At 47.1% G+C, this 11,478-nt stretch carries 12 protein-coding genes; 8 read left to right on the top strand and 4 right to left on the bottom strand.

Annotation, left to right across the window (positions count from 1 at the left end; genetic code table 11):
• Window positions 1-112: 112 nt before the first annotated feature.
• Together IQ268_RS31080 and IQ268_RS31075 are read right to left on the bottom strand one after the other, a co-directional pair.
• On the bottom strand, window positions 113-907 hold the full coding sequence (locus IQ268_RS31080) for a DUF1963 domain-containing protein (protein ID WP_193887196.1): 795 nt from the start codon (window positions 905-907) through the stop codon (window positions 113-115).
• 468 nt (window positions 908-1,375) lie between these two features.
• Window positions 1,376-2,344: an AraC family transcriptional regulator gene (locus IQ268_RS31075; protein ID WP_193887194.1), complete on the bottom strand. Its 969-nt coding sequence runs from the start codon at window positions 2,342-2,344 to the stop codon at window positions 1,376-1,378.
• 377 nt (window positions 2,345-2,721) lie between these two features.
• Between IQ268_RS31075 and IQ268_RS31070 the strand changes: the two genes are divergently transcribed.
• The 5 genes from IQ268_RS31070 (at window position 2,722) to IQ268_RS31050 (ending at window position 6,497) form a co-directional block, all read left to right on the top strand.
• Window positions 2,722-3,198, top strand: coding sequence for a cupin domain-containing protein (locus tag IQ268_RS31070; RefSeq protein ID WP_228035886.1), 477 nt, complete (start codon window positions 2,722-2,724; stop codon window positions 3,196-3,198).
• 44 nt (window positions 3,199-3,242) lie between these two features.
• Complete coding sequence (locus IQ268_RS31065; protein ID WP_193887190.1) at window positions 3,243-3,734, top strand: cyclophilin-like fold protein; 492 nt, start codon at window positions 3,243-3,245, stop codon at window positions 3,732-3,734.
• A gap of 295 nt (window positions 3,735-4,029) precedes the next feature.
• A complete protein-coding gene (locus IQ268_RS31060) occupies window positions 4,030-5,121 on the top strand; it encodes an alpha/beta hydrolase (RefSeq protein WP_193887188.1) in 1,092 nt (363 codons plus the stop codon).
• A 33-nt stretch (window positions 5,122-5,154) separates the two neighbouring features.
• The gene (locus tag IQ268_RS31055; protein ID WP_228035885.1) at window positions 5,155-5,817 is read left to right on the top strand and encodes an SDR family NAD(P)-dependent oxidoreductase; all 663 of its coding nucleotides are present in this window, start codon (window positions 5,155-5,157) and stop codon (window positions 5,815-5,817) included.
• 77 nt (window positions 5,818-5,894) lie between these two features.
• Complete coding sequence (locus IQ268_RS31050) at window positions 5,895-6,497, top strand: hypothetical protein (protein ID WP_193887186.1); 603 nt, start codon at window positions 5,895-5,897, stop codon at window positions 6,495-6,497.
• Window positions 6,498-6,882: 385 nt separating this feature from the next.
• Here the strand turns inward: IQ268_RS31050 and IQ268_RS31045 are convergent, their stop codons facing one another.
• Complete coding sequence (locus tag IQ268_RS31045; RefSeq protein WP_193887184.1) at window positions 6,883-7,194, bottom strand: hypothetical protein; 312 nt, start codon at window positions 7,192-7,194, stop codon at window positions 6,883-6,885.
• Window positions 7,195-7,499: 305 nt separating this feature from the next.
• The gene (locus tag IQ268_RS31040) at window positions 7,500-8,465 is read right to left on the bottom strand and encodes an integron integrase (RefSeq protein ID WP_193887182.1); all 966 of its coding nucleotides are present in this window, start codon (window positions 8,463-8,465) and stop codon (window positions 7,500-7,502) included.
• 352 nt (window positions 8,466-8,817) lie between these two features.
• Here IQ268_RS31040 and IQ268_RS31035 point away from each other — a divergent pair, with 352 nt between their 5' ends.
• The 3 genes from IQ268_RS31035 to IQ268_RS31025 all read left to right on the top strand — a co-directional run bounded on the left by IQ268_RS31035 (window position 8,818) and on the right by IQ268_RS31025 (window position 11,441).
• The gene (locus tag IQ268_RS31035; protein WP_193887180.1) at window positions 8,818-9,681 is read left to right on the top strand and encodes a macro domain-containing protein; all 864 of its coding nucleotides are present in this window, start codon (window positions 8,818-8,820) and stop codon (window positions 9,679-9,681) included.
• Window positions 9,682-9,889: 208 nt separating this feature from the next.
• On the top strand, window positions 9,890-10,537 hold the full coding sequence (locus IQ268_RS31030; RefSeq protein ID WP_193887178.1) for a peptidoglycan-binding domain-containing protein: 648 nt from the start codon (window positions 9,890-9,892) through the stop codon (window positions 10,535-10,537).
• Window positions 10,538-10,793: 256 nt separating this feature from the next.
• Window positions 10,794-11,441, top strand: a complete 648-nt coding sequence (locus IQ268_RS31025; RefSeq protein WP_193887176.1) for a hypothetical protein — start codon at window positions 10,794-10,796, stop codon at window positions 11,439-11,441.
• Window positions 11,442-11,478 lie beyond the last annotated feature (37 nt).

Genomic DNA, 11,478 nt, shown 5'->3' with positions numbered 1-11,478 from the left:
ATAGTACCGTTGCATTTGAGCTTCAATGGGAGCAGGGTAAGGTTGCATTAAGTTTCCGCTTCATCGTCTACTTCTCCAGTGTACAAATGCAAAAGGTAGAATTACAGGTTATTTAATCCACGATCCTAAAGTCTAGATTGGCTAGATCAATGTCCTCAATGAAAAAGTAAAAGTGATCATCGCTGTTAAATTCATGGTTAAATTCCAGCAGCAATCGCCCCTTTGCACCTTCTAATACTTCACCCACTTCAGAATGTAACTCTACATATCCACCCAGCTTATTCTCGCGTTGTCTCACTTGATCAAACTCATAGTCCGCAATCCACTCATCAAACTCCTCACCAAGTTGTGCCAGCTCATCAGGGATTTCTAATGGCTCATCTAGTTGCTCACGCGAACTCCAGAACACATCGTGCTGTGCAGAAAATGTCAGCGGATAAATACACTCATATCCCTCCCAATCGGAGGCACTATCTGCTAGAAAGCTAAAGTCTGTCACCAACTCATTTGTGTCTTGAATAATTTCAGGGAAATAGAGAATGCGATGTCGCTCAGGGCTTAACGTACACATTGAAACATTTAAGCCTGAATAAAATTGCAAGATTCCCTGCCGGGGTAAAGGGAATCGGTCGATGATAGGTAAATCAGCACAGTTCACCTGCATCAGAAACATCATCATTTCATTGGTTTGGCGATCACTCGGATAGCGGGTTCCTTTCGGCAGATAAGGATGACCTCCAACCTTACTTTGACAGAACTCTAGCGGATCTCCGTTCCAATCAGATTCCAGCCATTTAACCTCTTCTTCAACATGAATTTTGATATAGGGCTGCAAGTTGGATTCTAGAAAAGGGCTTAGTGGCTCAAACTGAGATGGCAAATCACGCAGAAGAGGTGGAGTGTTCATTATGTTCTTACTTTGGGGTCTCTATGGGGTTCCAATCTGTTTCTAATGCGAATTCTATGCCGTTGTTTCTAGCCTCAACAAAATCTTCTGTTGCTATCACAACTGCAAATGTACATTAAATGTCCGTTTTCATAAAAAATGGCGCGGCTTTCAAATTCATGGCGCGACATCGTAAAGCGTTAAATCCCTGCCGTGAAAGGATTTCATCGTTTTTACCACTTCAGAGTCCTTCAGAGCTTACCAGATCTCACTATCAAATTCGTGGCGCGAGATTCTTATTCTGTGACAACCAATTCTTTAGCGACTGCAACTGACCTCAGAGGGTGTTTTAAAGTATCCAATGTGCTGCATTCGCCCCCTAATCCCCACCACGGGCAGCCTTTAAGCGATTAGGGATTGAGGGAGCCAGCACTCACAGCTTCTGGCGCACGGCAATGACCTGGATGCCCAATGAGCGGGTGTCGGTCATCAACCAATTTTTGCGACTTCCCGTAGCCGCTCCACATCACGCATGGGTGGTGCTCCAAACTGCCGCTTATACTCTCGGCTGAAGTGTGAAGGATCGTCATATCCCACCTGGTACGCCGCAGTGGTCGCGTCCAGGTTTTGTCCCAGCATCAGACGGCGAGCCTCCTGGAGCCGCAGTTGTTTCTGAAACTGCAACGGACTCATTGCCGTAACTGACTTAAAGTGATGGTGGAAGCCTGAGACACTCATGCCAAGCTCGCGGGCAATGTCCTCAATCCGCAGCGGTTGGTTAAAGTCTTTCCGCAAGCGATCGACGGCTCTGGCAATGTGATGGGTGTAGCCTCCCAGAACAGCAATTTGACGCAACCGATTCCCTTGCGCTCCCATCAATAATCGGTAGATGATTTCCCGCTTAATCAGGGGTGTAAGCACATGGGCTTCAGCCGGAGAATCAAGCAGCCTGACGAACCGCACCGTCGCATCCAGCAGATTTACATCCAGTGGGCTGACATCGATCGCTTTGACACTGGCACCCCCTTGGGCTGAGGGATAGCCTGCTTCCACCATGACTGAACCCACCAGAGTGGGGTCGAGATCAAGGCGGAGGCTCAGAAATGGTTTCTCTGGAGAGGCTTCTAAAATTCGACTGGCGATCGGCAGTTCGACCGTTCCCAGCAGGTAGTGCATGGGATCGTACTGATAGCGATCGCTACCCAGCAACACTTCTTTGCTGCCCTGAGCAATGACACAAAAGGACGGAATCGAGACACTGTGCAGGCACTCCGAAGGGTAGGAGGTGTGAAAGAAGTGCAATCCTTTCATCGGCTCGATCGTTCCATCCTGACCAATCGCCCCTGCAATTCGCTCGCTCAGTTCCTCTCGATTCGCTTGTGCCCGGTCTTTCTCACGCTTTGCCTGCGGGTCTATCAACGCTCTACCAGGCTTTTCACTCGTTTTTGTAGTGTTCATTTCTGATGCCCTTCAAATCGATTTATGGACACATCAAGGTCTAGAAAGGGTTTGGCAGCTAAGCCTGTATCAGAATCTAACGTGACTTGATAGAAGCTGGTGCAAGTTTGCAGGATTGTACAACCATTCTAGACAATCATCCTATTGCTTGCTTTTCAGGATGCCTAGAATGAGGTTAAAGCAATGAAAAACGATTCCAACGGCTTGTAATCGCCTGGACTTTTATCAAAGGGAATACACAGGTTGGTTGGAGCGATCGCTTCTCACGATCGCACGGGAAGCATCATTCAATCCACAGCGGGCGGCTGTGGTCAAGTTTTGCATGGGCGTTGCACAAACATGGAGGAACGAAAATGAAACGGCTCACGATACCTGTCATGACATCCCTACTAGCATTGGGGTTTGCACAGGCAGGTCATACTCAAGTTTCATCGGGCGATCGCCCACAGAGCCTAGAAATCACACGGAATGGTTCGCAGCCTTCCACTGAAGGCTCTGCTGACTATTTCACGGGTTCTGTAAGCATTAATCCTCTTTTTCCAGTACACGAGCCGTCACGCGCGTCTGGCGCAAGCGTCGCCTTCGAGCCGGGTGCCCGCACTGCATGGCACACGCATCCTTTGGGGCAAACCCTGATTGTGACAAATGGAATGGGCTGGGTGCAGCAGTGGGGTGAACCCATTCAGGAAATTAGACCGGGTGATGTCGTCTGGATTCCACCTGGTGTGAAGCACTGGCACGGCGCTACAGCCACAACAGCCATGACTCATATTGCCATTCAGGAGGCGCTCAACGGCAGCCCTGTGGACTGGATGGAACAGGTCAGCGACGAGCAGTATGAAGGGAGATTCTGATGCTCTTGAAAAGGTTCTCCAAGGGGAAAAACGGACAGAAGCAAATGCTGATTTTACTGCTCGCCTTAGCAATGTCCCTGAGTTCTTCAGCCTGTCGTGCCGACACCAGGATGACCAGCAATGCCCCGCCAGAGACACCGCCAGAGACACCGACTGAACCATCAACCGAGCAGGCGAACAGGATGAAGATCAACATCAGGGTCGGAAACGAAGTGGTGACAGCGACGTTGATGGACAGCAAAACCACTCAGGATTTTATGTCCCTGCTGCCATTAACGCTGACGCTGGAAGACTACGCGAACACCGAAAAAGTTAGTGATTTGCCAAGACCATTATCAACAGAAGATGCCCCTCCGGGCAGTGATCCTTCCGTTGGAGATATCGCGTATTACGCTCCCTGGGAGAATTTGGCAATTTATTATCGGGATTTTGGATACTCAGACGGACTCATTATCCTCGGAAAAATTGACGGTGACATCGAGGCATTGAATGTGCCGGGTTCTGTAGACGTGACGATCGAGTTGCGATCGCAGTAAAGCGGATACAGCAATGAAGCGGCTGGCAACGACGATTGAACTGAAGTGAACCCGCTAGACAAACCCACCCAGTTAGCTGACAAATCTTTCCGCGATCGCCTGCCTCGCCCTGCACTAAAAGTGCGGGCTAACAGAAGGAAGTCCTCTGAAGAGGACTGCAAGCGTTTTGCAACCCGTTGTAACGGGTTTTGCACCGTTAGCCCGGATGTTAATCACGGGCGGGTGAGCAACGGAGCTATCAGCCTTCCAAGACGGTTGCCAGTCAATTAGCAAACCCACACTGACAAAGAAATCCATGAAATATCGTGTTCTAATACCAACTCTCTCAATCAGTGCGATCTGTACAACAGCAGCATTTGCGATCGAACAAACCCGCGTCTCGCATCAGAGCAACCAAATATTCGCGCAGCAGTCCGCTGTAGTCGAAGGAGCAGACAACTTCTACAAGAGCGACCAGGTAACAATGCAGAGAGTGACGTTCAGAAACCAATACAACATGCAGGTGGTCGGGAATCTCTTCATTCCTAAAGACCTGGATCAAAACACCAATCATCCGGCAATCATCGTCGGGCATCCAATGGGTGCCGTCAAAGAACAAAGCGCAAATTTGTATGCCCAAAAGCTGGCTGAACAAGGATTTATTACCTTATCCCTTGATTTATCCTTCTGGGGTGAGAGTGAAGGGCAGCCCCGCAACGTGGTTGCACCGGATATTTATGCCGAAGATTTCAGCGCGGCGATCGATTTTCTGGGTACCCAGTCCCTCGTTGACAGAGACCGGATTGGCGTTCTGGGGATTTGCGGCAGCGGTAGCTTCGTCATCAGTGCCGCCAAGATTGACCCGCGTATGAAGGCGATCGCAACGGTCAGCATGTATGACATGGGTGCAGCCAACCGTAATGGGTTGAGGAATTCTACAACTCTCGAACAGAGGAAGGAAGTCATTGCAGCGGCGGCTGAACAACGCTATGCGGAGTTCACGGGCGGCGAGACCCAATACACTAGCGGAACCGTGCATGAGCTGAATGGAAACTCCACCGCGATCGAGCGTGAGTTTTATGACTTTTACCGCACTCCCAGAGGTGAATACACCCCCGAAGGTTCGTCGCCGCAACTGACAACCCATCCGACACTGACCAGCAACGTCAAATTCCTGAACTTTTACCCGTTCAATGACATTGAGACGATTTCGCCCCGTCCCATGCTGTTCATCACGGGTGATAACGCCCATTCCAGGGAGTTCAGCGAAGATGCCTATCAACGCGCCGCTGAACCAAAGGAACTCTATATCGTTCCGAATGCGGGACATGTCGATTTGTACGATCGCGTGAACCTGATCCCGTTCGATAAACTTGCGTCCTTTTTCAATCAACACCTCAGTCAGTAAGCAAGAAACGGTCGGTTTAATGCAGGAGAAAATATGCTGCCCAACTCGAATGGAAGCTTCACAGGAAAGGTTGCGTTTGTCACCGGAGCCGCAAGCGGTATTGGTCGTGAGACAGCACGGGCGTTTGCCCGTGAAGGCGCTAAGGTCGTAGCTGCTGACATTGCAGAACAGGGCAACCAAGCAACGGTACACCTGATCGAAGACCAGGGCGGACAGGCGATCGCTGTCCAGTGCGACGTAACACGAAGCGAGGACATAAAGGCGGCTCTGGACAAGACCGTTGAGGCGTTTGGGCGATTGGACTTTGCCTTTAACAATGCGGACATTGAGCCGAGAAATCCGGCTCCAACTGCGGAATACGAGGAAGAGGAGTGGAATCGGATCATTGACATTAACCTGCGCGGCGTTTTCCTGTGTATGAAGTACGAGATCCCGCTGATCCTTAAACAGGGAGGCGGTGCGATCGCCAACACATTCATTCCCTTTGCTGATAGTAACTTCAATGGCAATGATCCCCTGGGGATTCACAATCAGGAAAAAGTGCGTGAAGCTGGAGAGAAGTTAATCCTGGCGGTTTATGGTGACCCGAAGGCCATCAGTTGGTTGCGTGAAAGTCGCAACACGGCCTACTGTGCTGAATTAGTCAGTGCTGGCATCAACATTGGTACAACAACATTGGTACAACAACATTGTTGACTAAAGCGTTCATTGAACAACTGCGCTAGAGGTTAGCAGAACAGAACGGTGAAGATAAATATCCCGATCTGTATGATGTGGTTCGTCAACGCATCAACAGCCGTGAAGTGCTGCGAGGCAACGACAATCCCAACATCAAGTATGTTCAAATTGGAGTCGTTAAGGATGGGCTAGATCTGCAACCCATTATTCAACGTTTTCCAGACACCGATCGCTCTGGAACGGGATTGGCGTTCATGTATTACGACTTTTCTGATATTGCTTATGGTTCAATTCGAGATACCTATCCGCGCAAAAAGTTAGATGGGTTATCGGGCGAGGAATTGGAGAAGGTGAGAGCATACAATGCGGTCGTGGCAAAGGTTCAAATTGAAGCATTTAAGCAAACTGCTGAACGATTTAAGCAACTTGCTAAGTTACCTCCAGAGGTAGAGGCAGCATTTAATACCTACGTCACAGATGAAGTGTTGCCTGCGATCGACAAAGTTTATCCGTCTGAGGCAGAGCACGATGCTGAATTCACCAAACTAGTGCAGAAAGGGAAACAGTTTACTCCCACCGGGCCAAACGGAGAAGGGATGTTTATCCCGCCGGGTCTCTATTTGCTGCCAACCAGTGGCTGGGCAGATGTTTACAATGCTGGAGTTGCTTTCTTTAAACCATACCTGCGGCCACGTTAAGAAGGGGTAGCAATCTCAATGGGGTTGTGGCTAAAACGATAGAGGGAACGATCAGATCATGTTGCGATTTGGATAGACATTGAACTACAGCCTGTAGTGTTTGCTGCTTCAAATCAATGATGCGATCGCACCTTCACCTCAGAGAAGCAAATTCAGGCATTGCTGCATTCAGGGATGATTGAGGGATCTCCGAGCGATGAGGAGAGGGTGAGAGACAAGTCTTTCCTACCCTCTCTCTCTTTCATCACCGTACAGGTGGTTCTTGTATAGCCAACGGCATCCAGCAAAGGTACCGCCTTGCCAACGAAAATATCACCCGCACCCAATATCATCCATCAAATCAGCAATGCCCCAATTCGCTCCCAGCGATGAGAGAACGATTGACCTAACTCGAAGGTGAACCGTCGTGATGCAGATACTTGGTCAAGATGCTGATGTAACTCCCCGGCGGCAGGGTTGCCAACAATCGCTGGCGTTGCTCCTCACTCTCAGGAGAGGCGATCGGCTTTGTCCAGTCTCCCGCTTCGGCAAACCCCCGTCGATGTAAGTTCTTGATGGTGTCTATCACATCTTGCTTTGTTCCCAGCAGTAGCACTCGTAACGGACGGCGATCGCCACTGACAACCGGGATGACCTGATGCCGTTCCGGTTGTGACTCTACGGTGCGATCGCGCTCCATAGCAATGAAATCAGCCATGATAAATCTCCTGTTTGGCTTACGGGTAAGGAAAGCCAAAAACCTAGCCACCCCGCATATCATTGAAGCGCAAAGCAGGGTGGCTTGCAGGAGTGGTAAGATCTCCCAAGCCTCCGCGTTGCCAAGTCCAACGTGGGGGTCAGCTATCCTTGGCTGGTAACGACAGCCCTGGATAGCGTTCGACTAGATTTTTGGTGTCTGGTTGCTCTGCTGTGGTTTACACCACAAACAACCTAACTCATCACGGTACGGGATTTGTCTGGCAGAGTCAATACAGAGAATGGAGGGAGGGGGGCGATCGCCACTCATCCATCCAACGGACTTCGTACCCCACGCCCACCTCGGTTCAAAACGTGAGTGTAAATCATTGTTGTTTTCACATCCTTGTGTCCCAACAACTCCTGCACGGTACGAATGTCATACCCGTTCTGTAACAAGTGTGTCGCGAAACTGTGCCGGAATGTATGGCATGTTACCCGTTTTTCCACCTTCGCCAGCCTAACAGCCGATCGCACTGCCCGTTGTACTCCTGTTTCATGCAGGTGATGCCGTCGTGTCACCCCACTACGCGGGTCTTGAGACAAGCGATCGGCAGGAAACACATACTGCCAGATCCAGTGGCGATCGGCATGAGGATACTTGCGCTCCAGGGCATACGGCAGATAGACCGAGCCATACCCGCGATCGAGGTCTTGTTGATGCAGCCCTCTCACGGATTGCAAATGTGCCTGCAAAGGTTCAATTAACCGATTGGGTAACATCGTCACCCGACTCTCCCTACCTTTGGTATCGCGAATGAGCAACTGATGCTGAGCAAAATCAATATCCTTCACCCGCAACTGCAACCCTTCACTCAGCCGTAACCCGCTACCATAAAGCAATTGCACGACCAGTTTATAGGCACCATACAAATGAGCAATAATACGCTGTACTTCCTCTGGGGTCAAAACGGTGGGTAGATAGCGTGATTTCTTGGCCCGGACTGCATCAACTCCCACCAGCTCTTGTTGCAAAACAACGCGGTACAGAAAAACAATTGCATTGAGCGCCTGGTTCTGAGTGGTAGATGCAACGTGTTCGGTTACAGCGAGATGAGTTAGAAACGACGTGACCTCCATTGTCCCCATCTCACTGGGATGACGTTTATTGTGAAACAGAATGAAGCGGCGAATCCAGTAAACATAAGTCTTTTCAGTGCTATAAGAGTAATGCTTGACTCGCAGAGCATCGCGCACTTGGTCGAGAAGCTTTCGAGGACGAGATTCCAACATCGAATATGCAACACCCTTGTATAGAATACATCCGAATAGTACGGATGTTCTACCGAGGTTGCCAGGGCGGATATACGGAACTTTGCTGTGTGTCTACCCTGATGGAGGCGGATACACAGCAGCCTTGCTGTAGATCCCGCTCTTTGGGGAGGATCTACAGCAAAGTGTTCGTTGATTCCCCTGATACTGGCGGATCAACAGAGTAACTCTGTACAATAAATTGTTAGCCTGCTGAGCTTTCAGAGGGGATGCATATCAAGCTTAGGCGCAAATCCGTTCTTAAACTTTGAGATGGTTCAGTTTAGAACCACTAATTCTATAGTAGAAGAGCAAAACCACTACTACGGTACTTATGTCAAGCACGCTGAATAAGCAACTTGAGTATTTCTTGAGAAGAGAAACTCTTGTTAAAGTTGCAAATAACTTCCTTGTAGTTTTCGGTACCCTTTGGCTCTTTACGGAATCTACTGCGTTCTTCTTTAGTGAATATTTAAGCAATTATCGCTCAGTACTCCTTTTAGTGATTATTGCAAGTGCTTTTATCTCATCCTTGGTTTTATCATTTCCTAAATTGCAATATAGCCGAGCATTTACTAGGCTGAATGTGGAAGTCGCTGTAAAAGTTGGCGATATTTTGAAAGAAATTGAAAATGGTACTTGTAATATTGTTTTCGGCGCAAGTGATACCTTTACTATTAAAACGGAGAAAAAAGCAGGTAAACAAAGCATTCGCTCTCAACTTGTAAACAAGTTTTATCAAGGAAAGTCGCATTTATTTGACAAGGATATTGTAGATTCTTTTAATGAAAAGAGACTTGTAGATGAAGTTAGCGAAACATATAAAGTTCCCGTTGGGAGTGTGGGGATAGTTAAAACAGGTGATATCAAAACTTTTTGTTTAGTAAATAAGGAAAAGGTAGTTGGTAAGACAACGAATATTAGTAAAGAGAATTTATGGCTAGCACTATGCAATTTATGGGAGGCTGTCAAAAACAAAGGTGGTAACTATCCTGTTATTGTTCCTGTTTTAGGTGCAGGGTTTGGTCGAGCGCCTGCATCTCGCATTTCTTTGATTCAACTAATCTTAATGTCTTTTGCAGTTTCAAATCGTGAGTTTCGTATTACGAAAAGGCTGACTATCATGATCCATGAACAAGATTACAACCCCGGTGAGATGTCTGAGGTTATTGCTTTTATTGATGCGCTTGACTTATGACGCAGGCTAACAATCCCGTTGCACACCGACCGTACAAAGAGAATCGGTTGAGTCCGAAAAGTTCTGGCGGCGGGTGAACGGGGTCGTTGGGCTGCTTAGGTGGCTGCCCGATGTAATTTCAGAATCATCCACTGGATGTTCAAGACTTGTTTGAGAATAATGAATGAGTGCAAGATCAAGTGAGCTTTGCTTCAAAAAGTAATCAATTATGCGTCGTGTAAGCATTTCTAGTATTAGTATCGCTTTTGCAATCTTTGCATTAGTAGTCTGTTGTCATAATTTATTTTTCTCATCTGATGCTGCTATTAAAACTCAAGCTTTATATTGGTTTTATGCAGCATTTATATCAGCCATAATTCCATATCTTGGAGAAGTAGCGGTTTACATCAAGACCATAAAAGTCGGTGGTAGTGGGATAGAGATTGCATTGAATGAGGTCAAGGAGGAAATTCAGAAAATTGAGGCAAAAGTAGAGAAATTGGATACAAAGCTATTACAAGCGCTGGAACAAGTTCAAAAAAATGAGGCGGCACTATCGGAACAAGCTCGTGAGATTCGGAAACAAAATTATGATTCTTGGACTATTAATGTGCTTGGGAAAATGAGTTCTCAAGAGAGATTGGCAACACAAGAATCTTTCACTCGCAATCATCTCAAGAGGGAAGGCGTTGAAATGGTTCAACTAAAAAACATGTTAAGTCAACTTGGTTACTATCAAGGGAATATAGATGAACTGTTCACCCATGAATTGGTACAAGCGATTGAAAAATTTCAAAGTGAAAATGGGTCAGAAATACCTGATGGTATAGTTGGTTCAATGACGCTTGCTAGAATTGCTGCACTTCTAGACCGTTAAGTTGCCACAGCCCAACAATTCTGGTGCAGCGGATTGACCGAAACTGCTTAGATGGGATGTAGATACACTGGCAACCGCTGACCAGAACCGTTAGACAGCAAGTACTCATTCGGGAAGAACTATAAGATTTTTTGCGACTAGATTTAAATAATATTGAGAATTCAATACGGCTTTTGTAATAGAAGGATTTTGGTCGTATACCTATAGATGCCATATCTGTGATTTTGTCATTTGCTTATCAGGGTAAGGATGAAATATGGATAAGATCAGAATCAAAAAATATAAATCAGCCGTATATACATCCCTTGTATTTGCCTCAGTTGTTTTAGCTTTCTTAGGTAATTATATTTTTACTCAGGAAACCTTAAAGGCTATCGTAATCAATCTGGCTTCAGAACTGTTGGCAGTGGGTATTCTCTTTTTCATTGTCGATTTGATATTCTCAATAGGAGAAGATGAGAATTCGGTGTTTGATGAAATTGCCACCATCAAAGAAGAAATAGTTACTCAACAGGGTTTAACAATTAAGGCACAAAGCGAGCGACTGGATCGAGCATTTGACCTAGTAATCAAGGAAATTGAAAAAATCAAAGGTTCTTCAGAAGAATATGCGAAGATCCTTAAAGCTATTAGAGATGTATCCAAGTACTCAGATGAAATTAAAGAAAGAATTGAAATTAATGCAGAGCGAGAGAGATTAGAATCTGAACGAGATTCTCTTAAAGAGCAGTTAAAGGAGTCTCAGACTGCGCTAAGAGAGAAAACTAGAGAAGCAAATAGAAAAGGAGAAGAGTTAGCTCAGAGAAGACAAGAGGTAATCGTTCACGGGGTGGGGGTATCAGTAGGCAGCAAGGATGGAACAGGTTCTCCCTGGCGAGCAGCCCGACATGCCTCAACCAAGTAATCTAACACTGGGCGATTTTGAGATCGCAAGGTTGTCA

Source organism: Oculatella sp. LEGE 06141, assembly GCF_015207605.1.
Taxonomy (GTDB): domain Bacteria; phylum Cyanobacteriota; class Cyanobacteriia; order Elainellales; family Elainellaceae; genus Oculatella.
Note: the sequence above shows the minus strand (reverse complement) of the source record. Positions and strands in the feature narration are given on the sequence as shown.

Coding starts and splice junctions, on each gene's coding strand:
- IQ268_RS31080 (WP_193887196.1), bottom strand. CDS start 907: ATGAACACTCCACCTCTTCTGCGTGATTTGCCATCTCAGTTTGAGCCA.
- IQ268_RS31075 (WP_193887194.1), bottom strand. CDS start 2,344: ATGAACACTACAAAAACGAGTGAAAAGCCTGGTAGAGCGTTGATAGAC.
- IQ268_RS31070 (WP_228035886.1), top strand. CDS start 2,722: ATGACATCCCTACTAGCATTGGGGTTTGCACAGGCAGGTCATACTCAA.
- IQ268_RS31065 (WP_193887190.1), top strand. CDS start 3,243: ATGCTGATTTTACTGCTCGCCTTAGCAATGTCCCTGAGTTCTTCAGCC.
- IQ268_RS31060 (WP_193887188.1), top strand. CDS start 4,030: ATGAAATATCGTGTTCTAATACCAACTCTCTCAATCAGTGCGATCTGT.
- IQ268_RS31055 (WP_228035885.1), top strand. CDS start 5,155: ATGCTGCCCAACTCGAATGGAAGCTTCACAGGAAAGGTTGCGTTTGTC.
- IQ268_RS31045 (WP_193887184.1), bottom strand. CDS start 7,194: ATGGCTGATTTCATTGCTATGGAGCGCGATCGCACCGTAGAGTCACAA.
- IQ268_RS31040 (WP_193887182.1), bottom strand. CDS start 8,465: ATGTTGGAATCTCGTCCTCGAAAGCTTCTCGACCAAGTGCGCGATGCT.
- IQ268_RS31035 (WP_193887180.1), top strand. CDS start 8,818: ATGTCAAGCACGCTGAATAAGCAACTTGAGTATTTCTTGAGAAGAGAA.
- IQ268_RS31030 (WP_193887178.1), top strand. CDS start 9,890: ATGCGTCGTGTAAGCATTTCTAGTATTAGTATCGCTTTTGCAATCTTT.
- IQ268_RS31025 (WP_193887176.1), top strand. CDS start 10,794: ATGGATAAGATCAGAATCAAAAAATATAAATCAGCCGTATATACATCC.